The organism is Pandoraea horticolens, from assembly GCF_902459555.1.
In the GTDB taxonomy this organism is placed as follows: domain Bacteria; phylum Pseudomonadota; class Gammaproteobacteria; order Burkholderiales; family Burkholderiaceae; genus Pandoraea; species Pandoraea horticolens.
Genome location: NZ_CABPSM010000003.1, coordinates 269,618 through 293,576 on the forward strand (window position 1 = coordinate 269,618; position 23,959 = coordinate 293,576).

Genomic DNA, 23,959 nt, shown 5'->3' on the forward strand with positions numbered 1-23,959 from the left:
TCCGTTTTGCTTGAAGGGCGTTGCGTCGGTGCTGTCGGCGTCAGACGTCTCCGCGCAGCAGCAGGGCGTACTTGAGGAACGCGCTGCGCGCATTCATTCGCGCAATCGCGGCACCGGTGGCGCCATCGAGAAACCCACGGCGCAACACGTAGGTGCGCACGAACGCCCATCCGCCATTGATCCACGGTTTGAGCGCAGAGACTCGCTTGCCGCGCAACGCCATCTCTTTCGCGCCCGCGCGTGCATAGCGTTGCACTTTGTCCTCGACCTGACGGGCTTCGGTATAGCTGTAGTGCAGCAGATGATGGGCAAGTGTGCCGATCTCGCCGTCGACAATCACGCGCTCATGCACGAGATTATCGGAGAAGCAACCGGCCTCGCGCCGAAACAGCCGCAGCACGTAGTCGGGGTACCAGCCGCAGTGCCGCACCCAGTGCCCGAGGAATTGCGACAGGCGAGGCATGCGATACCCCGTGTGAGTGCCTTGTTCAATCGCCGTCGCAATGTCGGCGGCCAACTCAGGCGTGATGCGCTCGTCGGCATCGAGCGAGAGCACCCACGGCTGGGTAGCGTGCGACAGGGCACGGTTCTTTTGCGGACCGAAGCCGGGCCAATCGGGCGTGACGTGGACTTCGGCGCCTGCGGCGCGTGCGATGTCTGCGGTGCCGTCCGTGCTGGCGTTATCGACCACGACAATCTGGGAGGCAAACGACTGCACCGACGCAATGCACCCGGCAATGTTGTGGCGCTCGTTGCGCGTGAGGATCGTCACCGTGAGGGGCAGACGCGGCAACGAGGAGGCGAGCGGTGTAGCTTCGATCATGAGAGTTCACGAAATGGCGGCATCGGACCCGCAGGCCGGGGAGTCATCTCGCGTCGTCGGCTCAGGCGTTGAGCAACTCGACGAGCGCTTCGCCGTAGCGTTCGATCTTGGCTTCACCGAGTCCGGTGATGTCGACGAGACCTTCGCGATGGCGCGGGCGGCGTTGGGCAAGCTCACGCAGCGTCCGGTCGTGCAGGATAACGTATGCGGGCACCTGCTGCGTCTTGGCCATCTCCTGCCGCCAGGCACGCAACTTGTCGAACAGTTGCTGATCGGCGGGGTCCAGTTCGATGGCCGGCGACGATGCGTAGCCGGCAAAGCGGCTCTTCTTGCCGACAGCGGGACGCTGACGTCGCAACGAGAGCGTGGTTTCCCCTTTGAGCACCGGGCGTGCGGCTGCATTCAGCGTCAGCGCACCGTACTGACTGCTGTCGGGCTCGATGATGCCGTGAGCGATCAACTGACGGAACACTGCGCGCCAGCCCTGATCGTCGAGTTCGCCGCCGACACCGAACGTCGGCAGGGTTTCGTGCCCGAATTGACGAATCTTGTCGGTGCTGCGCCCGCGCAGCAGATCCACCAGATGCCCGGCGCCAAAGCGCTGACCCGTGCGCAGAATGGCCGAGAGCGCCTTCTGGGCGGCGATAGTGCCGTCGAAGACTTCCGGCGGATTCAGGCAGACGTCGCAATTGCCACAAGGCTCGCTCGCCTCGCCGAAATACGACAGCAGCACGGTGCGGCGGCAGCGCGGCGCTTCGCAATAACCGAGCAGAGCGTCGAGTTTCTGGCGCTCGATGCGCTTTTGCAGGTCCGGCGCGTTCGATTCGTCGATGCGGCTGCGATGCACCACGACGTCATTCAGCCCGTAAGTCATCCAGGCTTCGGCGGGTTCACCGTCACGCCCGGCACGTCCCGTCTCCTGGTAATAGGCCTCGAGGCTCTTGGGCAGATCCAGGTGCGCGACAAAACGCACATCCGGCTTGTCGATGCCCATGCCGAAAGCCACGGTCGCCGACATGACCAGCCCTTCCTCGCGCAGAAACCGCTGCTGGTGCGTGCGACGCACCTCTGCATCGAGCCCGGCGTGATAGGGCAGCGCCGGAATGCCTTGCGTTTCGAGCCACGCAGCCGTTTCTTCCACTTTCTTGCGCGACAGGCAGTAGACGATGCCGGCCTCGCCGCGATGCCGTGCGAGAAAGGCCAGCAACTGCTTGCGGGGATTGTCGCGGTCGACGATCTCGTAACGAATGTTCGGCCGGTCGAAGCTGGAGACGAACAAGCGCGCTTCGGTCAGGCCGAGGCGCGTCTGGATCTCGTCGCGTGTCGCGTTGTCTGCCGTGGCGGTCAGCGCGATGCGCGGCACACGCGGATAGCGTTCGTGCAGCGCCGAGAGCTGAATGTACTCGGGACGGAAGTCATGCCCCCATTGGGAAACGCAATGCGCTTCGTCAATGGCGAACAGCGCCAATTGTCCGCGTTCGTCGAGCCGGTCGAGCAGATCGAGAAACCGCTCCGTCAGCAGGCGCTCGGGCGCGACGTAGAGCAGATCGAGCTCACCACGCGCGGCGCGGCGCTCGGTATCGAGCGCTTCATCGAAGCTGAGACTGGAATTCAGATAGGCGGCGCGCACCCCCGCTTGCAGCAAGGCATCGACCTGATCCTGCATGAGCGCGATGAGCGGCGAGACGACAATGCCGATGCCGTCGCGCAGCAGCGCGGGAATCTGAAAACAAAGAGATTTGCCACCACCGGTCGGCATCAGGACGAGAGCATCGCCCCCGTCGGCCACATGGTCGACGATGGCGGCTTGATCGCCACGGAATGCGTTATAGCCGAATACGGTACGGAGGACTTCGAGTGCGCTTGCCATGGGCGGGAGTATACCGGTTCCACCCGGGCTTCGGCGTGCCAGAGGCCTCGGATTGCGGGCATCGTGGCGAATTTTGCGGCGGCGTCCGAGTCCGCTCGGGACGTGTCCCGGCGAGACCGGCCGGTACGATAGAATAGCGGTTTTTCCGCCGTCCCCAACCTACATGAGCGCACCCCACAAGCCCACCGGACCGATTTTGCGGCGTCTGCTGGGCTATCTCCAGCCGTATTGGCATATGGGCCTGCTAGCCGTTCTCGCGATGGCGCTCGTAGCCGCAACGGAAGCGGCGATACCGGCGGTCCTCAAGCCGGTGCTCGACAAGGGCTTTTCGGGGGGCGATCCGTGGACGCTCTGGTACGTACCCGCTGCCGTGATCGGTTTGGCCGTCATCCGTGGGCTGGCGCAGTATTCGGCCAACTACATGCTCTCGTGGGTGTCGAACCGCGTGCTGCTCGATCTGCGCGTGCGCATGTTCGAGCGTTTGCTGCATGCGCCGGCTGCCTTTTACCAGCGCGAGACGACCAGCACGCTCATCAACGCGCTCGTCTACGAAGTCAATCAGGTGCTTGGCGTGCTCACCACGGTGCTCATCACGCTCGTGCGCGATTCACTGACCGTTGTCGGCCTGCTGGGCTATTTGTTCTACCTGAACTGGCGCCTCACGCTTGTCGTGGCAGTGATTCTGCCGCTCATCGGCTGGCTCGTCGGCAAGATCAATCGACGCCTGCGCCGCCTGAACCGCGAGCAGCAGACGCTGACCAACGCGCTGTCGTACGTGGTCGAGGAGGCCGTGGGCGGCTACAAGGTGGTGAAGATCCACAACGGCGAAGCGTATGAAAAGTCGCGCTTCGACAAGATGACCAGCACGCTGCGCGGCTATGCCATGCGTGTGACCGTCTCGGGCGGCCTGGCGCAGCCGGTTACGCAGGCCCTGGCCTCTCTGGCTCTGGCCATTGTCATCACGGTGGCGATGATCGAGTCGTCCTCGGGCGAGATGACGGTCGGGGGCTTCACGGCATTCGTCACGGCGTTGTTGCTCGTCGTCTCCCCGCTCAAGCATCTGATGGACGTCAATCAGCCGTTGCAGCGCGGCGTGACGGCTGCCGAGCTGATTTTCGAAGTCATGGACGTCGAAGTCGAGCCGCTCGGCGGCGAGCGCAGGCTCGAGCGCGCCAAGGGGCGCGTGACGTTCGATCAGGTGAGCTTCAACTACGGCGCCAGCGAGCGTCCGACACTCGACCGGATCTCGCTCGATGTAGCGCCGGGCGAGATGGTGGCGCTGGTGGGGCCGTCCGGCAGTGGCAAGACGACGCTGGTCAATCTGGTGCCGCGGTTCTTCGACCCGACCGGCGGGCGGATTCTGCTCGACGATATTGCGCTGACCGACCTGCGTCTGGCCGATTTGCGTCGCCAGATCGCGTTCGTGAGTCAGGACGTCGTGCTCTTCAACGACACCGTTGCGGCGAACGTGGCCTATGGTCAGGAGATCGATGCCGAACGCGTGCAGGCGGCATTGCGCGCGGCCAATCTGGCCGAAGCGGTGGCGGCCATGCCCGAGGGTGTCGAAACGCTCGTGGGCGACAACGGCATGCGCCTGTCGGGTGGTCAGCGTCAGCGTCTGGCCATTGCGCGGGCGATCTACAAGGACGCGCCGATCCTGATTCTCGACGAAGCGACATCGGCACTCGATTCGGAGTCGGAACGTTATGTGCAGGCTGCGCTCGAAGTGTTGATGGAAGGGCGTACCACGCTGGTGATCGCGCACCGCCTCTCGACCATCGAGCGCGCGGATCGCATTGTCGTGCTCGAGCACGGCCGGATCGTGGAGCAGGGCTCGCACCAGGCACTGGTGGCGCATAATGGCCTTTACGCACATCTGCACCGCATTCAGTATACGCAGCAGGAAGCCTGACGTCGCATCGCATTGCGAACGTCGGACCTTATCCGCCCTTATCCGCCCGATTTGAGGAGATCACGATGAGCCAGCCGTCGATCAGTCGTTTCCCCGTGCCCGATCTCGCCGCGCTGCCGGCCGATATTCGGGCGCGTATCGACGAAGTGCAGGAAAAGGCGGGCTTCATTCCGAACGTGTTCCTCACATTGGCGCATCGTCCCGACGAGTTTCGCGCGTTTTTCGCCTATCACGATGCGCTGATGCTCAAAGACGGCAATCTAAGCAAGGGCGAGCGCGAGATGATCGTGGTCGCCACGAGCGCCGCGAATCGGTGTCTTTACTGCGTGGTCGCACATGGTGCGCTGGTGCGCATCTATGAAAAGCAGCCGCTGCTGGCCGATCAGGTGGCCGTCAACTATCTCAAGGCGGACCTCACGCCGCGTCAGAAGGCGATTCTCTCGTTCGCGATGAAGGTTTGCGAGCGCTCCCACGAGGTGGGCGACGACGATTACGCCACGCTGCGCGAACACGGTCTCGACGACGATGATATCTGGGACATTGCCGCGATCACCGCTTTTTTCGGCATGTCCAACCGCATCGCGAATGCGATTTCGATGCGGCCCAACGACGAATTCTTCTTGATGGGACGCGTGCCGCGCAAATGAGGCCGCGCCTGTAACCCTTTATCTGCAACCCATGATCTTTGTGACAGGTGGCGCCGGATTCATCGGTGCAAATTTCGTTCTGGACTGGCTCGCGCAGCATGACGAGCCGGTACTGACTATCGACAAGCTCACGTATGCGGGCAATCTGGCCAATCTGGCCAGTCTTGAGCACGACCCGCGGCATCGCTTTGCGCAAGTGGACATTTGCGATCGCGCAGCCCTCGATCGCTTGTATGCGGAGCACTGCCCACGCGCCGTGCTGCACTTCGCGGCAGAGAGCCATGTCGATCGCTCGATCCACGGTCCCGGGGACTTTGTGCAGACGAACATCGTCGGCACGTTCACGATGCTCGAAGCGGCCCGCGCTTATTGGGGAACGCTCGATGGCGAGGCGCGCGATGCCTTTCGCTTCCTGCACGTCTCGACGGACGAAGTCTATGGCTCGCTGAGCCCGACCGATCCGGCGTTCACGGAGACGACCCCTTACGCGCCCAACAGCCCGTACTCGGCATCGAAAGCAGGCTCCGATCATCTCGTGCGCGCCTACCACCACACGTACGGCTTGCCGACTCTGACGACCAACTGCTCGAACAACTACGGCCCGTACCAATTCCCCGAAAAACTTATTCCGCTGGTGATCGCGAATGCACTGGCCGGTAAGCCGCTGCCGATCTATGGCGACGGCAGCAACGTGCGCGACTGGTTGTACGTTGGCGACCACTGTTCCGCGATTCGCGAAGTGCTCGCCAGGGGCGCCTTGGGCGAGGTATACAACGTCGGTGGGTGGAATGAGCAGAGCAACCTGTCGGTGGTGAAGCATCTGTGCGTGTTGCTCGACGAACTGTCGCCGCGTCACGACGGCAAGTCGTATGCCGATCAGATCACGTTCGTCATCGACCGTCCCGGACACGATCGACGCTATGCTATCGACGCGCGCAAGCTCGAGCGCGAACTGGGCTGGCGCCCTGCCGAGACGTTCGAGACCGGCATGCGCAAGACGGTGCAGTGGTATCTCACCAACGGCGAGTGGGTACGCCAGGTGCAGTCGGGCGAGTACCAGCGCTGGATCGAAACGCATTATCAAAAGAACGATTGAGGCACGCATGAGTACCAAGCGTAAGGGCATCATTCTCGCGGGCGGCTCCGGCACGCGGCTGTATCCGGCGACACTCGCCGTCTCCAAGCAGTTGCTGCCGGTGTACGACAAGCCGATGATCTATTACCCGCTGACCACGCTGATGCTGGCAGGTATCCGGGACATTCTGATCATCTCGACGCCGCAGGACACGCCGCGTTTCGAGCAACTGCTTGGCGATGGCAGCCAATGGGGTCTGAGCCTGCAATACGCCGTGCAGCCGTCACCCGACGGTCTGGCGCAAGCGTTCCTGATCGGTGCGGATTTCCTCGGCAACGATCGCTGCGCGCTCGTGCTGGGCGACAACCTGTTCTACGGTCACGACTTTGCGGCATTGTTGGGGGCCGCGAACGCGCAGGCCGACGGGGCGACAGTCTTTGCCTATCCGGTGACCGACCCGGAGCGCTATGGTGTGGTGACGTTCGACGACTCGGGCCGTGCCATCGAGTTGATCGAGAAGCCCACGGCGCCAAAGTCCCGATACGCCGTGACCGGTCTGTACTTCTGCGACAACGATGTGGTCGAGATTGCGCGCTCGATCAAACCGTCGGCACGTGGTGAACTGGAAATCACCGACGTCAACAATGAGTATCTGAAGCGCGGCAAGCTGAACGTGCAGATCATGGGGCGTGGTTACGCATGGCTCGATACCGGAACTCATGAGTCGATGCTTGAAGCGAGCACCTTCATCCAGACGATCGAGAGCCGTCAGGGCCTGAAGGTGGCGTGTCCAGAGGAAATCGCATACCGGCGCGGCTGGATCGATGCCGCCGCTATCGAGGCGCTGGCGCAACCCCTTGCCAAAACAGGGTACGGGCAGTATCTGCTGGCGATGCTGCGCGAACGCGTGTTCTGATCGACCCGACTACCGGCACCTTCGTCATGCAATTGATCTCTACCGCTATCCCGGCCATCAAGGTTGTCGAACCCAAAGTGTTCGGCGATTCGCGAGGCTACTTCTTCGAGAGCTTCAACCAGCGCAACTTCAACGATGCGCTGGGCGAGACGCTCACGTTCGTGCAGGACAACCAGTCGCGTTCTGCACGCGGCGTGCTGCGAGGTCTGCACTATCAGATCACGCAACCGCAAGGCAAGCTCGTGCGCGTGCTGCACGGCGAAATCTACGATGTCGCGGTCGATATTCGTGAAGGCTCGCCGACATTCGGCAAGTGGGCTGCGGAAGTGCTGAGCGCGGAGAACAAGAAGCAGTTGTGGATTCCGGCCGGCTTCGCGCATGGGTTCGTCGTGACCTCGGAGACGGCTGAAGTGTTGTACAAGACCACAGACTATTGGGCGCCGCAGTTCGAGCGCTGCATCCGCTGGGACGACCCCACGCTGGCCATTCCCTGGCCGCTGGACGGCGTTACCCCCGTCGTCTCGGACAAGGATCGGCAAGGCATGTCGTTCTCGGACTACAAGCACGAAGACTAGTCTTGCGCACGGAGCGCGGCTCTGTGCGGATCGTCACCGGCCGCCGTGGCCTTGTCGTCAGTCGACGGTGGGGCCGGCGGCCGTTGCATTTGCGGGTGCGGCCTCGCGATGGGCGGCGCTGGCCTCACCCGACACCACCGACGTCTCCCCCGTCACCCGCAGCACCCGGACATATCGCAGCGCAAAGCGTGCTGCGAGCGCATCGGCTACGGTCTGCGGAGCGGGCTCCATACCGCCGTCTCCCCGCACGGCCTGAGTGTCCGCGTATGCAGGTTCACGCAGACTTTCAACGATGACGTCGGCTTCCAACCCATTGTTCAGGTAATGCAGATTGACCTCGTGCAGCGCCAGCGCATTGGCGCGGCACAGGGCGTCTGCGGCGCCAACGACCGCTGCGCGCGCAGGCCACTGCTGCAGCGCAGTGCCCTTGGTGTCGCTCTCCGGATCGACGTGCACCAGTACGTCGAGAATTTGCGGCTCGCGCATGACGGCAGCGCGGGCCTGCTCGGCGATGTAGTGTCCCTCGGAGACCGACAGACGTGCGTCGACGAGGATGTGCACGTCGACGACGATCTCGTCGCCCATGCGCCGCGTGCGCAGCATGTCGATGGCACGCACGCCGGGCGTGGCCAGCAGGTGCTCGCGAATGGTGACGGTCGTGGCGTCGTCAACGCCGCGATCGATCAGGTCCTGCAACGCATTCCAGCCGAACTTCCACCCGGTGCGTCCGATCATCAGGCCCACCAGCGCGGCGGCCAGCGGATCGAGTATGCGATACCCCGCCAGGTTACCCAGAATGCCGCACGCCACGACGAGCGACGACAGTGCGTCGGAGCGCGCATGCCACGCGTTGGCCACGAGCATGGCGGAGCGCACGCGTTGGGCTGCACGCAGCATATAGCGGAAGAGTCCTTCCTTGCTGACCAGAACGAATACGGCGACCACGAGCGCTACGATGTGGACTTCCGGAATCTCTTCCGGATGCAGCAGCCGCTCGATGCCGCGCCACAACATTCCTGCGCCAACCGCCAGGAGAATGACGCCCAGAAACAGCGATGCCGCGTTTTCATAGCGGCTGTGACCGTAGGGATGATCGGCATCCGGTGCGCGGGCACTGCTGCGGGCGGCGGCCAGCACGACGAAATCGGAAATGATGTCCGAGAGCGAGTGAATACCGTCGGCAATCAATGCCTGCGAGCGGGCAAAAATGCCGATGACGATCTGCGCCGTCGTGAGCACGATGTTGACCCAGATACTGACCCAGGTCGAATGGCGTGCGACGGCGTGTTTGTCGAGCGCCTCACTCGACGCCGCCAGATTGTCGTAGTTCGTGTAGGGCATGAGTCGGGGTCGGCGTGTTAGGACGGCGTCACATCAGAATGATGTCGTACTGTTCCTGATGGAACGACGATTCCACCTGAAGCGAAATCGGCTTCCCGATGAAGTCGATCAGCATCGCGAGATGTTGCGACTCTTCTTCGAGGAACAGATCGACGACTTCCAGCGAGGCGATCAGGCGGAACTCGCGCGGATTGAACTGGCGCGATTCGCGCAGAATCTCGCGCAGGATGTCGTAGCACAGCGTACGCGGCGTCTTGACCTGTCCCTTGCCCTGGCAGACGGCGCACGGCTCGCACAGCACGTGGGCGAGCGATTCGCGCGTGCGTTTGCGGGTCATCTCCACCAGTCCGAGCTGCGAGAAGCCGTTCACGGTGATGCGCGTCCGGTCGCGCGCGAGCGCCTTCTTCAGCTCGGCCAGCACCGAGTCACGGTGCTCGGCGCTTTCCATGTCGATGAAGTCGATGATGATGATCCCGCCCAGATTGCGCAGTCGCAACTGGCGAGCGATCATCAGCGCCGCCTCGAGGTTCGTCTTGAAGATCGTGTCGTCGAAATTGCGCGCACCGACATAGCCGCCGGTGTTCACGTCGATGGTCGTCATTGCCTCGGTCTGATCGATCATCAGATATCCGCCGGACTTCAGATCGACGCGACGCGACAGCGCTCGCTCGATTTCCGTCTCCACGTTGTACAGATCGAACAGCGGACGCTCGCCGGTGTAATGCGTGAGCTTGCCGAGTACCGCCGGCGTGTACGTCGCGGCAAATTCGGCAAGCTTCTGGAACGTCTCGCGAGAATCGACGAGAATCTTGCCGGTCTCTTCGTGCACGAAGTCGCGCAGCACGCGTTGCGCGAGATTCAAATCCTGATACAGCAGCGCGGGGGCGGGCAGGCGCGTGCTCTGCTCGCCGATGGTCTGCCGCGACTTTCGCAAATAGGCGATGTCGTTCGCCAACTCGGCGTCGTCCGCATCCTCCGCAATGGTGCGCACGATGAAGCCGCCTTTCTCGTCGGCCGGCACGAGCGCCTGGATCCTGCTGCGCAACGCCTCGCGTTCCGCTTCGCTCTCGATGCGCTGCGAGATGCCGATATGCGGCTCTTGCGGCAGATAGACGAGTGTGCGCCCGGCAATGCTGATCTGCGTAGACAGACGCGCGCCCTTGGTGCCGATCGGGTCCTTGATGACCTGGACCATGAGCGTCTGCCCTTCGAAAACGGTCTTCTCGATGGGCGGCTGCGGGTGCGGCGTGGAGGTGTCGTTGTTCGTGCGCGGATGCCAGATATCGGCCACGTGCAGGAATGCCGCGCGCTCCAATCCGATGTCGACGAAGGCCGATTGCATGCCCGGGAGCACGCGCACGACCTTGCCCAGATAGATGTTGCCGACCAGGCCACGCGAGAGCGTGCGCTCGATGTGCAATTCCTGCACCGCACCGAGCTGCATGAGCGCCACACGGGTTTCCTGTGGCGTGATGTTGACCAGAATGTCTTCGTTCATAAAGTGTCGACCAGACTCGAAATGCTTGGGCATCGGAACGCGTCAGAAGTCGACGCCCGCCTGACGCAATAGCGCGGCAGTCTCGCATAGCGGCAGCCCCATGATGCCTGAGTAGCTGCCATCGATGCGCATGATAAATTCAGCGGCCCTGCCCTGAATGCCGTAGGCGCCCGCTTTACCCCTCGGTTCTCCCGAATCGACGTAACGCTCGATTTCCTCCCTGCGCAGCGGCCGGAACCAGACATGCGAGATGTTGACCGCCTGATGCACCTGCCCATCCGCACACACGGCCACGGCCGTCAGCACGCGATGACGGGTGCCCGACAGACGAGCGAGCACGGCGCACGCGTCGGCGTCGTCGAAGGGCTTGCCGAGGATGGTGCCGTCCAGACAGACGGTCGTGTCGGCAGCCAGAATGGGCGCGCCGGGCAGACCGGTGCGCGCCAGACGCGCGAGGGCCGCCTCGGCCTTGGCGCGGGTCACGCGCTGCACATAATCGTCAGGCGGTTCTCCAGGCAGCACGGCTTCGAGCGCTTCGGCGTCTTCATCGGCTCCCGGCAACAACAGTTCGAAACGAACACCGAGCTGTTGCAACAATTCCTGGCGGCGGGGGCTTTGCGAAGCGAGATAGATGTACGGCATGGCGGCTTGGCTTGAATTCGTCCAGCCCGGTGCACGGCGTTGCAGGGATTTGCAGCGCGTGTACCGGGCCGCTGGATGGGCTGGGCGAGGGAACGCCCTATTATGCCGCCTTGCGTCCACGCCCGCCAGCACAGGCGGGGGGCCGGGGCGAATCGGGCGGGCGCCGGGTGCGGGGCATTGCGCGGTGCCGCGCTCAGGCGTCGGCGAGGAAGTCGGCGCCGATCAGGTCGATACGGTCGGTGCAGATGGCGTCCACGCCCCACGCGGCCAGCTCGCGCGCACGGGCCGGCTCGTTGACCGTGTAGACGAGCATTTGCAGGCCCGCCGCCTTGATCTCGGAGACTTGCGGGCCGTCGAGATGCTTATGGCTCGCGTGCAGCGAGACGGTGCCGAGCTTGCGAGCATCGTCGCGCCAATGCGCCGGTACGGCGTCGTACAGCATCCCGCGCGGCAATTCGGGCGCGGCAGCGGCCGCCGCCGCGAGGGCTTCGTACGAGAACGACGAGAGCAGCGGCGGCTGGGGATGCCCGGCCCACAGCGTCCGGACGGCCTCGGCAACGAGCTTGCCCGTGTCGGCCTCGCGGCCCGGACACGGCTTGATCTCGACGTTAGCGGCCAGCCCCAGCGCCAGACAGCGCTCGGCAACCTGAGCGAGGGTCGGCATTACCTGACCGGTGAAGCGCTCGTCGAACCAACTGCCGGCGTCGAGCCTGGCGATCTCGTCGTAAGTCATCTGCGCGGCCGCACCATGACCGTTGCTCGTACGATCGACGGTGTCGTCGTGCAGCAAAAAGACGACGTTATCCGCCGAGAGCTTGGCGTCGAACTCGACCATGCGCAGGCCAAGCGAGGCGCCCATCTCGAAAGCGGCCAGCGTGTTCTCCGGCGCCAGCTTGCCGCCACCGCGATGCGAGACGATGCGCGGATAGGGCCAGTGGCGCCATAGATGGGCAGATGTGGAGGTATCGCTCATGCTTCGACTCGCTTGCCGGATGCCCGATCGAACAGGTGCAGGGTCTTGGCCGAGATGGCCAGCGGTACTACCGTGCCCGCCGCCGGACGCATCTCGTGAGGCAGACGCACCGTGACGGGCTGATCGCCCCAACGGCCATGCGCCAGATTGTCGGCACCCAGCAGTTCGAGCTGATCGACGAGGAGGCTGGTCTGTGCGGCGAAGGCGCCCAGGCCGTTATGTTGTTCGGCGGGCACCAGATGCTCGGGACGCACGCCAAGCACCAGTTCGCGGTTGGCATACGCCATGCTCGTGGGCGGCAGACGCAGTGCCGGGCCATCGCCGTCCACCTGGAACGTGCGGCCTTCCGAGTCGACACGGCCCTTGAGCAGGTTCATCGCGGGCGAGCCCATGAAGCTCGCGACGAACAGCGACGCGGGGCGCTCGTACACATCGGTCGGTGTGCCGATCTGCTCGGCATAGCCCTTGTTCATGACGACCACGCGATCGGCCAGCGTCATGGCTTCGACCTGATCGTGCGTGACGTACAGGCTCGTCGTCTTCAGGCGTGCATGCAGGCGCTGAATTTCCAGGCGCATCTGTACGCGCAGCTTGGCGTCGAGGTTGGACAGCGGTTCGTCGAACAGGAACACCGCTGGCTCACGCACGATGGCACGGCCCATGGCCACGCGCTGACGCTGGCCGCCGGAGAGTTCGCGCGGCTTGCGTGCGAGCAGCGGTTCGAGTTCCAGAATGCGCGCGGCGGCGAGCACGCGCTCGTCGATGGTCTTCTTGTCGATGCCGCGAATCTTCAGGCCATACGACATGTTCTGGCGCACGTCCATGTGCGGATAGAGCGCGTAGTTCTGGAACACCATCGCAATGTTGCGATCCTTGGGTTCCAGTTGATTGACGACCTGCGAGCCGATCAGGATGCTGCCTTCGCTCACCGACTCGAGGCCAGCAACCATGCGAAGCAGCGTCGACTTGCCGCAGCCCGACGGGCCGACGATGACCACGAATTCGCCGTCCTGGATGTCGATGTCGACACCATGCAGGATGTAGTTGGTCTGGTCGTAGGTTTTCTTGACGCTATGGAGTTTGAGATTTGCCATGATTACTTTTCCGAATCAACCAGACCGCGCACGAACCAACGTTGCATGAGCAGGACTACCGCGAGCGGCGGCAGCATGGCGAGCAGCGTGGCACTCATGACGAGTTGCCACTGGGTGGCGGTGTCACCACTGCCGATCATGCTCTTGATGCCCACCACGGCCGTCGTCATCGACGGGGCGTTGGTTACCAGAATCGGCCAAAGGTACTGATTCCAGCCATAGATGAAGGTGATGACGAACAGCGCGGCGATGTTCGTCTTCGACAGCGGCAGCACCACATCGAAGAAGAATCGCATCGGGCCGGCGCCGTCGATGCGCGCGGCTTCGACGAGTTCGTCGGGCAGTGTCATGAAGAACTGCCTGAACAGGAACGTGGCCGTGGCCGAGGCGATGAGCGGCACGGTCAGACCCATATAGCTGTTGATGAGCCCGAGGTTCGAGATCACCTGCACCGTCGGGAAAATCCGCACTTCGACTGGCAGCATCAACGTGACGAAGATCAGCCAGAAGAACAGATTCCGCAACGGAAACCGGAAATACACGATGGCGAAGGCCGACAGAATCGACACCGAGATTTTGCCGATCGTGATGACCAGCGCCATGAACAGGCTGTTGCCGAGCATCAGCCCGAACGGCATGGCCGTATCGCCCGTGCCCTGACCCCACACCGTGGCGAGGTTCTGAAACAGGTGCGTGCTCGGGACGAGCGACAGGGGAACGGAGAAGATTTCCTGCTCGTTCATAGTGGCGGCGACGAACGCCACATAGAGCGGGAAAACCACCAGCAACACGCCGATTACCAGCATGACGTGGCAGAAGATATCCAGGCCGCGACGGTTCTCGATCATGCGTATTGCACCTTGCGTTCGATGAATCGGAACTGCACGACCGTGAGCACGATGACGATCGCCATCAGTACCACCGACTGGGCAGCCGAGCTGCCGAGGTCGAGCCCCTTGAAGCCTTCCGAGTAGATCTTGTAGATCAGCGTCATGGTCGACTGGCCCGGACCACCGCCGGTCGCGGCATCGATCACCGGGAACGTGTCGAAGAACGAGTACACGAGGTTGACCACGAGCAGGAAGAACGTCGTCGGCGAAATCAGCGGCAACACCAGCCCGAAGAAGCGCCGGACCGGACCTGCGCCGTCAATGGCGGCGGCTTCCACGAGCGAGCGCGGAATCGCTTGCAACCCAGCGTAGAAGAACAGGAAGTTGTAGCTGATCTGCTTCCAGATGGAGGCGAGCACGACGAGGAACATGGCCTGACCGCCGTTGAGCGCGTGATTCCACTCGATGCCGAGCTTTGCCAGCCCGTAGGTGACGAGACCGATACTCGGGTTGAACAGGAATGCCCACAGCACGGCCGCAATGGCTGGCGCGACTGCGTAGGGCCAGATGAGCAACGTCTGATAGGCGCGTTTGCCGCGCGTAACGCGGTCGGCCATCGCGGCGAGCAGCAGCGAGATGACCAGCCCGCAGACCGTTACCAGGCCGCTGAAGATCATCGTGGTGCGGAACGATGCGAGGTAAAGCGGATCGCGCCACAGCGCGCTGAAATTATCGAGTCCGACAAACTCGCTGGACAGCCCAAAGGCGTCTTGTGCCGACGTCGATTGCCATAGGGCTTCGCCTGCGGGCCATAGGAAGAACACGGCGGTGATGAGGAGCTGCGGCGCGACGAGCGCGTAGGGCAGCCAACCGGTTCCGAAGCGGGGGCGTTCTCTGGAGTTGTGCGCCATAACGTAGTGACCAAAAAAAAACCAACCCGGCCCGCGTTGACGGCGGGCCGGGTGGTGTCATTGTAACGTCACGATTCGCACTGCGAACGCAGGCGATTGGCCCGCGTTGCGTGCGTCACCGTACGTTGGGGGCCGCTTAACTGCCCTGCTTCTGGAAGCGGCGCAGCAGATCGTCGCCACGGGATGCCGCCTTGTCCAGCGCCGCTTTAGGCGTTTGCTTGCCGCTCCACACGCCTTCGAGTTCCTCGTCGATCACCGTGCGGATCTGCGGCATGTTGCCCAGACGCAGGCCACGTGTGAACGGCAGAGGCGGCTTGTTGAGCATCTGCTTGATGGCCATGTCGGCGCCCGGATTCTTCGCGTAGAAGCCTTGCTTCTCGGTCAGTTCGTAGGCGGCCTTCGTGACCGGCAGGTAGCCGGTGTCCTGATGCCACTTGGCAGCCACGGCCGGCGAAGCGAGGTACTTCAGGAACTTGGCCACGCCCTTGTACTCGGCCGGCGACTTGCCTGCGAGCACCCACAGGCTGGCGCCGCCGATGATGGCGTTCTGCGGCGCGCCCTTCACGTCGGCGTCGTACGGCATCATGCCCACGCCATAGCTGAACTTGGCGTACTTGGCGATGTTGGCGAGCGCACCCGAGGTGGTCATCGCGATACCGCAGTCGCCGCTGTAGAACTTCGAGGTCACTTCATCCTTACGGCCCACGTACGTGAACGTGCCGTCCTTGGCCATGTCGGCCAGGAACTGGATGTGCTTGATCTGCTGCGGGCCGTTGAAGCTCAGCTTGGCGTCAAGACCGTCGAAGCCGTTGTTCTTCGTGGCGAACGGCAGGGCATGCCATGCGCTGTAATTCTCGAGTTGCGTCCAGCTTTGCCAGCCCATGGTGAAGCCGCACGACAGACCGGCAGCCTTGAGCTTCTGGGCGTCTGACTTCACGTCGGCCCAGGTCTTCGGCGGGGTGTTCGGATCGAGGCCCGCCTTCTTGAAGGCGTCCTTGTTGTAGTACAGCACCGGCGTCGAACTGTTGAACGGCATCGACACGAGGTGATTGGTCTTGCTGTCGGCGTAGTAGCTCGCCACGGTCGGCACGAAGGCCGATTCGTCGAACGGCTCGCCAGCGTCCTTCATGACTTGCCACACCGGCTTCACGGCCTTCTGGGCCTGCATCATCGTGGCCGTGCCGACTTCGTACACCTGAAGAATGGCCGGCGCGTTGCCCGCGCGGAAGGCGGCAATACCGGCCGCCAGACCCTGCTCGTAGTTGCCTTTGTAGATCGGGACAATCTTGTAGTCGCTCTGCGACGCGTTGAAATCGCTGGCGATCTGGTTGACGCGCTCGCCGAGGGCCGATTCCATCGAGTGCCAGAACTGGATCTCCGTGGCGGCCAGGGCCGAGGTGCTCATGCCGAGCGCCATGACAGCGCCGACGCCGGCCAGGGCGATACTGCGCAGGGAAGGTTGCTTCATGCCAATCTCCGATGGTTCACGAGAAGTCTAGTTGTTCGCGATGCGAACCGTGTAGCGCCGGGTAGACTATCACGCTGCCGTGTTTTTTCCACTCGCGGCGCACAATGCGTGTTGCACGGGAACGTCTGGGGGGGGATTGACAGCCCTCGGAGATGAACTGTCCGACAAGGCGATACGGGCCATTGGCCGCCGGATACAACGCGGCATTGCACCGCACAAGATGTCTTGACTTATTTCTGACTTATTTTCCCGTCACGCACACCCGGAGATGTTCAGACGCGGTGATAGGGATGATTGGCGTTGATACTCCACGCGCGGTAGAGCTGCTCGGCGAGCAGCACGCGCACCATGCCGTGGGGCATCGTCAGGCTGGACAATCGAATGAGGGTATCGGCGCGGGCCTTGAGAGCGGGGTCGAGCCCGTCGGCGCCGCCGATCACGAAGGCCACGTCGCGCCCGTCCTGTTGCCAGCCGGTGAGCGATTGAGCCAGGCGCATCGTGGTGAGATCCTGCCCGCGCTCGTCGAGGCACACCAGGCGACAGCCGCGCGGCAGGGCCGCATCGATACGCTGCGCCTCGGCAGCCATCACCGTTTCGGCCGTACGGGAGTTGGAGCGTTGCTCCGGCTTGATTTCCTTGAGTTCGATGCGCAACTCGGGCGGCATGCGCTTGGCGTACTCGGCGAAGGCGGTCTCGATCCAACCGGGCATCTTGTGCCCGACGGCAAGAATGAACAGACGCATGACGGCTGAATCGCGCGCTGCGCCTTACTTGGCCTTGCGGCGAGCGGGCGCCGGGGACTCGAGCGCGTCGTCCTCGTCCTCTTCGTCGTCTTGTGCGCTGGCTTTGGCGCCGGCCTTGGTCCCGGCGGTCTTCAGGCGAACCGGCTTCTCGCCCCAGATCTCTTCGAGGTTGTAATACTGACGCAGGGCCGGTTGCATGATGTGCACGATGGCGTCGCCCGTGTCGACCAGCACCCATTCGCCCACATCTTCGCCTTCCATGCTGACGATATCGCCGCCGGCTTCCTTGACTTTGTCGCGTACGCTCGCAGCAAGTGCCTTGGTCTGGCGGTTGGAGGTGCCGCTCGCGATGACCACACGGTCAAACAGGGCGGTCAGGTGCGAGGTGTTGAACACCTTGATGTCTTGGGCCTTGACGTCTTCGAGGGCGTCGACGATCAGGCGCTGCAGTTTACGAATATCCATAGTGCGTCTTTTGGGTGAAACAGGGAGTGCGAAGTAGCGGCCCGCGAGGGGGCCGTCAAGCGCGATACAGGTGTTGCGCGCGGATGTACTGCCACACAGGTTCGGGCAGGTTCGCCGGGGGCGTGGCCGTGTCTGGCGCGTGCGCCAGTGTGGCGCGCAACTCGGTGGCGGATATATCGACAGCGAGTGAGTCGTCGATCAGGATACCGCCGCATGGCGTGGATTGTACCCCGAGCGCGGACTTTTCCCGTTCGGCGAAGATTTGACGCAGTTCCGGCGAGGCCGTATCGGGGTTGAAACCGGGTCGTGCCGCTGCACAGACGTGGGCGTATTCGAACAACTCGCGCCAGGCGTGCCACGTGTCCAGGCGCACCAGTTGATCGGAGCCGATGAGCAGTGATAGCGACGCCTGCGCACCGGCGTCGTGGCGGATGTCGCGCAGCGTATCGACGGTGTAGCTCGGCCCCGCGCGCTCGATCTCGCGCGTGCTGACGATCAGTTGCGTGGACGGTTGCGTGCGCGCCAGTTCGGCGGCGAGCGATTCGGCGGCCAGGCGCGTCATCGCCAGCCGGTGCCCGGCCGGGGTACTGCCTTGCTTTTGCGGTTGCTGGCCCGCTGGCATCAGGATCAGTTCGTCCAGCGCGAGCGTGCGGGCGAAAAGCGCGCCCAGCGCGAGATGGCCGGTGTGAATCGGGTCGAACGTGCCGCCCAGCACGCCAATGCGCCGGATCGAACCAGCGGGCGACATATGGGGCGTTCGCGGTGCTGCCGGGGAAGAGTGGGTCATGCGCGGCTGGCCTTTACACCCACTCGCGGCGCACGAGGAAGTCGGTATAGAGCTTCGCTTCCGGCGTGTCCGGCTCGGGCTTCCAGTCGTAATGCCATTTCACGATCGGCGGCATCGACATCAGGATGGATTCGGTGCGCCCGCCCGATTGCAGGCCGAAGTGCGTGCCGCGATCCCAGACCAGATTGAATTCGACGTAACGGCCGCGGCGGTGCGCCTGAAAATCTCGCTCGCGCTCGCCGTACGGTATGCCGCGGCGGCGCTCGATGATCGGCACATAAGCGTCGAGGAAGGCATCGCCCACGCTTTGCATGACCGCGAAGCCGGTGTCGAAGCCGCCCCCGGAGAAGTCGTCGAAGAAGATGCCGCCGATGCCACGCGGCTCCTGACGATGCTTCAGATAGAAGTACTCGTCGCACCACGCTTTGAAGCGCGGATACCACGACGTGTCGAACGGATCCAGCGCGTCCTTGCAGGTCTGATGGAAGTGCTGGCAGTCCTCTTCGAACGGATAGTACGGCGTGAGATCCATGCCGCCACCGAACCAGAACGCGGGCAATTCGCCGGGCTTGGTGGCGATCAGGATGCGCACGTTGAAGTGAACGGTCGGGCAGTACGGGTTGCGCGGATGCAGCACCAGCGAGACGCCGAGGGCTTCGAAGCCGCGTCCGGCCAGTTCGGGACGTGACGCGCTGGCCGAGCCCGGTAGCTTGTCGCCGACCACGTGGGAGAAGTTCACACCGCCGCGCTCGAAGAAGTTGCCGTCGTCGAGCACGCGGGTACGGCCGTCACCGCGCAGAGGGCTGTCGGCCGGTCGCTGCCAGTCGTCGGCAAGGAAACGTTTGCCGTCGAGACGCTCGAGCGTCTCGACAATGCGGTCCTGAAGCCCGAGCAGATAAGTTCGCACCGCGCCGGTATCCGGCGCCGGTGCGGCGTCTTGCGCTGTCATTCTGTGACATCCCCATGCGTGGTAATAATCGCGATTGTACCGGCAGCCACGCGTTCGGGGGCAGACCGGGGCGGCAAACGGTGTTGCCGAGTGCCGCCCGAATGACCTGCATCAAGTCCCGGCCGTCAGGGCGTCGGCGCGCCGGAACGCGTTGGCGTCGTACACCGTGATGTTGTCGCCGCAGACCTTCGTGTTGCCGGCGTACACGCGCAGATTGTCGGCCGTCGTGAGCGTGGTGACGAACAGACCGATCTCGTCGACCACGCCGGTGACGTCAATCGCGGCAGTGCAGCACGAGGGGGCGGCGGGGCAACCGCACGGCCGTCGAAACGGAATCCAAACGACAACGGCCCGGGGGACTTGACGTCCCCCGGGCCGTGGCAGATCGGATCGGCGCTTCAGGGCAAACCTTCAGGCGCCGCCGGTCTTACTCCGGTTTGCGCGCCAGTGCGCGGTTGCCGATGTCGTGGCGATACTGCATGCCGTCGAAACTGATCTGATTGACGGTCTGATACGCCACGCTTTGCGCACCGCGCACGGTGTCAGACAGGCCGACCACGCACAATACGCGCCCGCCGGCGACCGTGAGCACGCCGTTCTCGAGCTGGGTGCCCGCATGAAACGTCACGCAATCGCCCGTCTCGGCCGGCACCTCGGAGATCCGGTCGCCCTTGCGCGGGGTGTCAGGATAGCCGTGGGCGGCGAGTACCACGCCCAGGGCATAACGGCGGTCCCAGTCGAGTTCGACCTTGTCGAGCGTACCGGCAATCGCATGCTCGACCACCACCGAAAAATCGCCCTTCAGGCGCGCCATGATCGGCTGCGTCTCGGGGTCGCCCATGCGGCAGTTGAACTCGAGCGTCTTGATGTTGCCTTGCGCGTCGATCATCAGACCCGCGTACAGGAAGCCCGTGAAGCGAATGCCGTCGGTTTCCATGCCACGCACGGTCGGCAGAATGATCTCGCGCATCACGCGGGCGTGAATCTGCGGCGTGACGATCGGCGCGGGCGAATAGGCGCCCATGCCGCCCGTATTCGGGCCCTGATCGTTATCGAGCAGACGCTTGTGATCTTGCGACGTGGCGAGCGGCAGCACGTTCTTGCCGTCGACCATCACGATGAAGCTCGCTTCCTCGCCTTGCAGGAACGCCTCGATCACGACGCGGGCACCGGCATCGCCGAGCTTGTTGTCCGCGAGCATCATGTCCACGGCCTTGTGCGCTTCTTCGAGCGACATCGCCACGACCACACCCTTGCCTGCGGCGAGGCCATCTGCCTTGATGACGATCGGTGCGCCCTTGGCGTCGATATAGGCGTGGGCGAGTGCGGCGTCGGAGAACGTTTCGTAATCGGCGGTGGGAATGCCGTGGCGCTTCATGAACGCTTTGGCGAAGTCCTTCGACGATTCGAGCTGCGCGGCTTCCTTCGTTGGGCCGAAGATCTTCAAACCCCGTGCGCGGAAGATATTGACGATACCGGCGGCAAGCGGCGTTTCCGGGCCGACCACCGTGAGCGCGATGCCCTCGCGCACGGCGAACTCTGCGAGCACGTTCGGATCGCTGATCGGCACATTGCGCAGGCGCTCGTCGAGCGCCGTGCCACCGTTACCCGGTGCGACATAGACCAACTGAATGCGCGGCGATTGGGCAAGCTTCCACGCCAGCGCGTGTTCGCGGCCGCCCGATCCGACAACCAGAATTTTCATCTTATTCCTCGATGACGGCGTTGGTGAACACTTCCTGCACGTCGTCGAGGTTTTCGAGCGCGTCGAGCAGCTTTTGCATCTTCACGGCGTCTTCGCCGGTGAAGACCACTTCCGTTTGCGGTTTCATCGTGACTTCCGCGACTTCGGCCTTCAGACCTGCCGCTTCGAGCTTTTCCTTCACGGCCTGGAGGTCGTTCGGCGGGCACACGACTTCGAAGCTGCCGTCGTCATTGGTGATGACGTCGTCGGCACCGGCGTCGAGCGCCACTTCCATCAGCTTGTCTTCCGGGGTGTCCGGCGAGAACAGGAACTGGCCGCAGTGCGTGAAGAGGAAGGCCACCGAGCCGTCGGTGCCCATGTTGCCGCCGAACTTCGAGAAGGCGTGACGCACTTCCGCGACGGTACGCACGCGGTTGTCCGTCATAGTGTCGACGATCACGGCTGCACCGTTGATGCCATAGCCTTCGTAGCGGATCTCTTCGTAGTTGGCGCCGTCCAGACCGCCAACGCCGCGATCGATCGCGCGCTTGACGTTGTCCTTGGGCATGTTGGCGTCGGCCGCCTTTTCCACGGCCAGACGCAGGCGCGGGTTGCTGTCGACGTCACCGCCGCCCAGACGTGCGGCCACCGTGATTTCCTTGATCAGGCGTGTCCAGACTTTACCGCGCTTGGCATCTGCCGCAGCCTTCTTGTGTTTGATGTTGGCCCATTTGGAATGACCCGCCATGAATTTCTCCGTCGTGCCGCGCTGTGCGGCGAAGTATGCTCTGCCGGCCCGCGCAGTGCAGCGCGGCCAACCGTTGAAACGGGAGCGCCCGCCACCACCCGGGTCGCGGGCGCCAATTGCCCAATCGCCCCGTGGGTTCCCATGGATCGTGTCGATTCCATCGGTCCCGCCAATCATTTCGGGCCGGGGCAGTCCGAGCGGCAACCTGCCGCTATAATCGGAGGCAATTTTATCATGCCGCCGCACCGTGCCACGGGTGTTTGCTGCGCCGTGTCACGAGCCCCGCCGCGTCCACCGCCGAGGTCTCTCATGCCCCAGAAGCCCGTGCTGCCGCAAGCGTCGCCATCCACGCCCCCTTCCGCCTCCGCTGGCGCCGCGAGTTCTGCTCACGAACCGGGCGGCCGGCTCGTCATTGCGCGCAACGACCCGCATGTTCTCGGCCTGCTGCCGGCGATGGGCAACCGCCACGGCCTGATTACCGGGGCCACGGGCACTGGCAAGACCGTCACGCTGCAAGTCATGGCGCAAGCCTTCTCCGACGTTGGCGTGCCCGTGTTTCTGGCCGACGTGAAGGGCGACCTGACCGGCATCACGCAGCCGGGCGTCGAAACGCCCAAGCTCAAGGAGCGCATCGCCAATCTCGGCTTCGATACCCCCGACTGGCATGGCAGCCCGGCCACGCTCTGGGATGTTTTCGGCGAGCAGGGTCACCCGGTGCGTGCGACCGTCTCCGATCTCGGGCCGCTTCTGCTCTCGCGCCTGCTGGGTCTGAACGAGACGCAGACCGGCGTGCTCAACCTTGTTTTCAAGATCGCCGACGACCGCGGTCTTCTGCTGCTCGACAGCAAGGATCTGCGCGCCATGCTCCAGCACGTGGGCGATAACGCATCGACCTTCACCACGCAGTACGGCAACATCTCGGCCGCCTCGGTGGGGGCCATTCAGCGCGGATTGCTCACCCTCGAGCAACAAGGGGCGGACAAGTTCTTCGGCGAGCCGATGCTCAATATCGAAGACTTCATGCAAACGGACGTGCAAGGGCGCGGCATCGTCAACATTCTCGCGGCAGACAAGCTGCTCGCCGCACCGCGTATCTACGCCACTTTCCTGCTGTGGCTGCTTGCCGAGCTGTTCGAACGGCTGCCGGAAGTGGGCGACCCCGACAAGCCCAAACTCGTCTTCTTCTTCGACGAAGCGCATTTGCTGTTCAACGAGGCGCCCAAGCCGTTGCTTGAACGGATCGAGCAGATGGTGCGGTTGATTCGTTCGAAGGGCGTGGGTGTGTATTTCGTGACGCAGAACCCTGTCGACGTACCGGACACCGTGCTCGGCCAGTTGGGCAATCGTGTGCAGCATGCTCTGCGGGCGTATTCGCCGCGAGACCAGAAGGCGGTGAAGGTGGCGGCGCAGACCATGCGCGCCAATCCGGCACTGGACATCGAAACGGTCATCGGTGAACTCGGGGTAGGTGAGGCGCTGGTGTCGCTGCTTGACGAAAAGGGGCGGCCGGCGGTGACCGAGCGAGCGTACGTCGCGCCACCGGCCTCGCGGATCGGCCCGATTACGCCGCAGGAGCGCACGGCACTGATGGCCACGTCGCTCGTGGCGGGGGTGTATGAAAACGCCGTGGACCGCGAGTCGGCATACGAGAAACTCGTTGGGCGCACGCAGACGCGCCAGCCCGACGAGCCGCCGGTCCCCGGTGGCTCGCCCGCGTCCGGCGGCGGTTTGCTCGATGCCGTGAAGGATTCGCTCGGCGGCCTGCTGGGCGGTGCAGGTGGCTCGCGCAGCAAGGACACGGCCGTCGAAGCCATGGTCAAGAGCACGGTGCGCACCATCGGCAGTCAGTTGGGCCGCGAGATCGTGCGCGGCGTGCTGGGCAGCATTCTTGGCGGCAACAAGCGCCGGTGAGCGTGCCCGTCTGCCCCTGCGAAAGAGAACGGGCCCGGCAGTCCGATTTCGACGGTGCGCTTTACACCGCGCAGCAAGTCGCCGGAACCTTTGCCCC

At 63.6% G+C, this 23,959-nt stretch carries 23 protein-coding genes; 6 read left to right on the forward strand and 17 right to left on the reverse strand.

Features of this window, described 5'->3' with window-relative positions; all coding sequences use genetic code 11:
• Window positions 1-40: 40 nt before the first annotated feature.
• Together PHO31112_RS07860 and recQ are read right to left on the reverse strand one after the other, a co-directional pair.
• Window positions 41-823, reverse strand: a complete 783-nt coding sequence (locus PHO31112_RS07860) for a glycosyltransferase family 2 protein (RefSeq protein WP_246177854.1) — start codon at window positions 821-823, stop codon at window positions 41-43.
• A 61-nt stretch (window positions 824-884) separates the two neighbouring features.
• On the reverse strand, window positions 885-2,693 hold the full coding sequence (gene recQ / locus PHO31112_RS07865; RefSeq protein ID WP_150619989.1) for a DNA helicase RecQ: 1,809 nt from the start codon (window positions 2,691-2,693) through the stop codon (window positions 885-887).
• Window positions 2,694-2,856: 163 nt separating this feature from the next.
• Here recQ and msbA point away from each other — a divergent pair, with 163 nt between their 5' ends.
• The 5 genes from msbA (at window position 2,857) to rfbC (ending at window position 7,818) form a co-directional block, all read left to right on the forward strand.
• Window positions 2,857-4,605 (forward strand): lipid A export permease/ATP-binding protein MsbA, encoded by a 1,749-nt coding sequence (gene msbA / locus PHO31112_RS07870; protein WP_150619990.1) that lies wholly within the window; start codon window positions 2,857-2,859, stop codon window positions 4,603-4,605.
• Window positions 4,606-4,670: 65 nt separating this feature from the next.
• On the forward strand, window positions 4,671-5,252 hold the full coding sequence (locus PHO31112_RS07875; RefSeq protein ID WP_174995605.1) for a peroxidase-related enzyme: 582 nt from the start codon (window positions 4,671-4,673) through the stop codon (window positions 5,250-5,252).
• A 31-nt stretch (window positions 5,253-5,283) separates the two neighbouring features.
• Window positions 5,284-6,348: a dTDP-glucose 4,6-dehydratase gene (gene rfbB / locus PHO31112_RS07880; RefSeq protein ID WP_150619992.1), complete on the forward strand. Its 1,065-nt coding sequence runs from the start codon at window positions 5,284-5,286 to the stop codon at window positions 6,346-6,348.
• Window positions 6,349-6,355: 7 nt separating this feature from the next.
• A complete protein-coding gene (gene rfbA / locus PHO31112_RS07885) occupies window positions 6,356-7,243 on the forward strand; it encodes a glucose-1-phosphate thymidylyltransferase RfbA (protein WP_150619993.1) in 888 nt (295 codons plus the stop codon).
• Between the two features lie 26 nt (window positions 7,244-7,269).
• Complete coding sequence (gene rfbC / locus PHO31112_RS07890) at window positions 7,270-7,818, forward strand: dTDP-4-dehydrorhamnose 3,5-epimerase (RefSeq protein WP_150619994.1); 549 nt, start codon at window positions 7,270-7,272, stop codon at window positions 7,816-7,818.
• Between the two features lie 57 nt (window positions 7,819-7,875).
• On the opposite strand, the gene PHO31112_RS07895 is transcribed toward rfbC, so the two are convergent.
• The 15 genes from PHO31112_RS07895 to PHO31112_RS07965 form a co-directional block, all read right to left on the reverse strand.
• Window positions 7,876-9,159: a cation diffusion facilitator family transporter gene (locus tag PHO31112_RS07895; RefSeq protein ID WP_150619995.1), complete on the reverse strand. Its 1,284-nt coding sequence runs from the start codon at window positions 9,157-9,159 to the stop codon at window positions 7,876-7,878.
• 28 nt (window positions 9,160-9,187) lie between these two features.
• Window positions 9,188-10,657 carry a ribonuclease G gene (gene rng / locus PHO31112_RS07900; protein WP_150619996.1) on the reverse strand — a complete coding sequence of 490 codons (1,470 nt, stop codon included), beginning with the start codon at window positions 10,655-10,657 and terminating at the stop codon, window positions 9,188-9,190.
• A 42-nt stretch (window positions 10,658-10,699) separates the two neighbouring features.
• Window positions 10,700-11,299: a Maf family protein gene (locus PHO31112_RS07905; RefSeq protein WP_150619997.1), complete on the reverse strand. Its 600-nt coding sequence runs from the start codon at window positions 11,297-11,299 to the stop codon at window positions 10,700-10,702.
• 193 nt (window positions 11,300-11,492) lie between these two features.
• A complete protein-coding gene (gene ugpQ, locus PHO31112_RS07910) occupies window positions 11,493-12,272 on the reverse strand; it encodes a glycerophosphodiester phosphodiesterase (protein WP_150619998.1) in 780 nt (259 codons plus the stop codon).
• Window positions 12,269-13,366, reverse strand: coding sequence for a sn-glycerol-3-phosphate import ATP-binding protein UgpC (locus PHO31112_RS07915; protein ID WP_150619999.1), 1,098 nt, complete (start codon window positions 13,364-13,366; stop codon window positions 12,269-12,271). The genes ugpQ and PHO31112_RS07915 overlap by 4 nt, the downstream gene beginning before the upstream one ends.
• A 2-nt stretch (window positions 13,367-13,368) precedes the next feature.
• The gene (gene ugpE / locus PHO31112_RS07920; protein WP_150620000.1) at window positions 13,369-14,214 is read right to left on the reverse strand and encodes a sn-glycerol-3-phosphate ABC transporter permease UgpE; all 846 of its coding nucleotides are present in this window, start codon (window positions 14,212-14,214) and stop codon (window positions 13,369-13,371) included.
• On the reverse strand, window positions 14,211-15,107 hold the full coding sequence (gene ugpA, locus PHO31112_RS07925; RefSeq protein WP_150620001.1) for a sn-glycerol-3-phosphate ABC transporter permease UgpA: 897 nt from the start codon (window positions 15,105-15,107) through the stop codon (window positions 14,211-14,213). The genes ugpE and ugpA overlap by 4 nt, the downstream gene beginning before the upstream one ends.
• A 136-nt stretch (window positions 15,108-15,243) precedes the next feature.
• A complete protein-coding gene (gene ugpB / locus PHO31112_RS07930) occupies window positions 15,244-16,575 on the reverse strand; it encodes a sn-glycerol-3-phosphate ABC transporter substrate-binding protein UgpB (RefSeq protein ID WP_150620002.1) in 1,332 nt (443 codons plus the stop codon).
• A gap of 272 nt (window positions 16,576-16,847) precedes the next feature.
• Complete coding sequence (gene rlmH / locus PHO31112_RS07935; RefSeq protein ID WP_017232866.1) at window positions 16,848-17,318, reverse strand: 23S rRNA (pseudouridine(1915)-N(3))-methyltransferase RlmH; 471 nt, start codon at window positions 17,316-17,318, stop codon at window positions 16,848-16,850.
• Between the two features lie 24 nt (window positions 17,319-17,342).
• On the reverse strand, window positions 17,343-17,783 hold the full coding sequence (gene rsfS, locus PHO31112_RS07940; protein WP_150620003.1) for a ribosome silencing factor: 441 nt from the start codon (window positions 17,781-17,783) through the stop codon (window positions 17,343-17,345).
• A gap of 55 nt (window positions 17,784-17,838) precedes the next feature.
• Window positions 17,839-18,570, reverse strand: coding sequence for a nicotinate-nucleotide adenylyltransferase (locus PHO31112_RS07945; protein ID WP_150620004.1), 732 nt, complete (start codon window positions 18,568-18,570; stop codon window positions 17,839-17,841).
• 13 nt (window positions 18,571-18,583) lie between these two features.
• Entirely contained in the window at window positions 18,584-19,519 is a 936-nt protein-coding gene (gene hemF, locus PHO31112_RS07950) for an oxygen-dependent coproporphyrinogen oxidase (protein WP_150620005.1), read from the reverse strand.
• A 111-nt stretch (window positions 19,520-19,630) separates the two neighbouring features.
• A complete protein-coding gene (locus PHO31112_RS07955; RefSeq protein WP_174995607.1) occupies window positions 19,631-19,783 on the reverse strand; it encodes a hypothetical protein in 153 nt (50 codons plus the stop codon).
• 163 nt (window positions 19,784-19,946) lie between these two features.
• Entirely contained in the window at window positions 19,947-21,224 is a 1,278-nt protein-coding gene (gene purD / locus PHO31112_RS07960; protein ID WP_150620006.1) for a phosphoribosylamine--glycine ligase, read from the reverse strand.
• A 1-nt stretch (window position 21,225) separates the two neighbouring features.
• Entirely contained in the window at window positions 21,226-21,951 is a 726-nt protein-coding gene (locus PHO31112_RS07965) for a YebC/PmpR family DNA-binding transcriptional regulator (RefSeq protein WP_150584376.1), read from the reverse strand.
• A gap of 453 nt (window positions 21,952-22,404) precedes the next feature.
• Between PHO31112_RS07965 and PHO31112_RS07970 the strand changes: the two genes are divergently transcribed.
• Entirely contained in the window at window positions 22,405-23,862 is a 1,458-nt protein-coding gene (locus PHO31112_RS07970; RefSeq protein ID WP_246177874.1) for a helicase HerA-like domain-containing protein, read from the forward strand.
• Window positions 23,863-23,959 lie beyond the last annotated feature (97 nt).

What these genes read in the sequence shown, in the direction of transcription:
- rfbB (WP_150619992.1), top strand. Translation starts at nt 5,284, where the DNA reads ATGATCTTTGTGACAGGTGGCGCCGGATTCATCGGTGCAAATTTCGTT.
- hemF (WP_150620005.1), bottom strand. Translation starts at nt 19,519, where the DNA reads ATGACAGCGCAAGACGCCGCACCGGCGCCGGATACCGGCGCGGTGCGA.
- rfbC (WP_150619994.1), top strand. Translation starts at nt 7,270, where the DNA reads ATGCAATTGATCTCTACCGCTATCCCGGCCATCAAGGTTGTCGAACCC.
- rfbA (WP_150619993.1), top strand. Translation starts at nt 6,356, where the DNA reads ATGAGTACCAAGCGTAAGGGCATCATTCTCGCGGGCGGCTCCGGCACG.
- ugpB (WP_150620002.1), bottom strand. Translation starts at nt 16,575, where the DNA reads ATGAAGCAACCTTCCCTGCGCAGTATCGCCCTGGCCGGCGTCGGCGCT.
- PHO31112_RS07895 (WP_150619995.1), bottom strand. Translation starts at nt 9,159, where the DNA reads ATGCCCTACACGAACTACGACAATCTGGCGGCGTCGAGTGAGGCGCTC.
- ugpE (WP_150620000.1), bottom strand. Translation starts at nt 14,214, where the DNA reads ATGATCGAGAACCGTCGCGGCCTGGATATCTTCTGCCACGTCATGCTG.
- ugpA (WP_150620001.1), bottom strand. Translation starts at nt 15,107, where the DNA reads ATGGCGCACAACTCCAGAGAACGCCCCCGCTTCGGAACCGGTTGGCTG.
- PHO31112_RS07860 (WP_246177854.1), bottom strand. Translation starts at nt 823, where the DNA reads ATGATCGAAGCTACACCGCTCGCCTCCTCGTTGCCGCGTCTGCCCCTC.
- PHO31112_RS07970 (WP_246177874.1), top strand. Translation starts at nt 22,405, where the DNA reads ATGGGCAACCGCCACGGCCTGATTACCGGGGCCACGGGCACTGGCAAG.
- msbA (WP_150619990.1), top strand. Translation starts at nt 2,857, where the DNA reads ATGAGCGCACCCCACAAGCCCACCGGACCGATTTTGCGGCGTCTGCTG.
- PHO31112_RS07905 (WP_150619997.1), bottom strand. Translation starts at nt 11,299, where the DNA reads ATGCCGTACATCTATCTCGCTTCGCAAAGCCCCCGCCGCCAGGAATTG.
- purD (WP_150620006.1), bottom strand. Translation starts at nt 21,224, where the DNA reads ATGAAAATTCTGGTTGTCGGATCGGGCGGCCGCGAACACGCGCTGGCG.
- PHO31112_RS07915 (WP_150619999.1), bottom strand. Translation starts at nt 13,366, where the DNA reads ATGGCAAATCTCAAACTCCATAGCGTCAAGAAAACCTACGACCAGACC.
- rsfS (WP_150620003.1), bottom strand. Translation starts at nt 17,783, where the DNA reads ATGGATATTCGTAAACTGCAGCGCCTGATCGTCGACGCCCTCGAAGAC.
- rlmH (WP_017232866.1), bottom strand. Translation starts at nt 17,318, where the DNA reads ATGCGTCTGTTCATTCTTGCCGTCGGGCACAAGATGCCCGGTTGGATC.
- rng (WP_150619996.1), bottom strand. Translation starts at nt 10,657, where the DNA reads ATGAACGAAGACATTCTGGTCAACATCACGCCACAGGAAACCCGTGTG.
- PHO31112_RS07945 (WP_150620004.1), bottom strand. Translation starts at nt 18,570, where the DNA reads ATGACCCACTCTTCCCCGGCAGCACCGCGAACGCCCCATATGTCGCCC.
- PHO31112_RS07965 (WP_150584376.1), bottom strand. Translation starts at nt 21,951, where the DNA reads ATGGCGGGTCATTCCAAATGGGCCAACATCAAACACAAGAAGGCTGCG.
- PHO31112_RS07875 (WP_174995605.1), top strand. Translation starts at nt 4,671, where the DNA reads ATGAGCCAGCCGTCGATCAGTCGTTTCCCCGTGCCCGATCTCGCCGCG.
- ugpQ (WP_150619998.1), bottom strand. Translation starts at nt 12,272, where the DNA reads ATGAGCGATACCTCCACATCTGCCCATCTATGGCGCCACTGGCCCTAT.
- recQ (WP_150619989.1), bottom strand. Translation starts at nt 2,693, where the DNA reads ATGGCAAGCGCACTCGAAGTCCTCCGTACCGTATTCGGCTATAACGCA.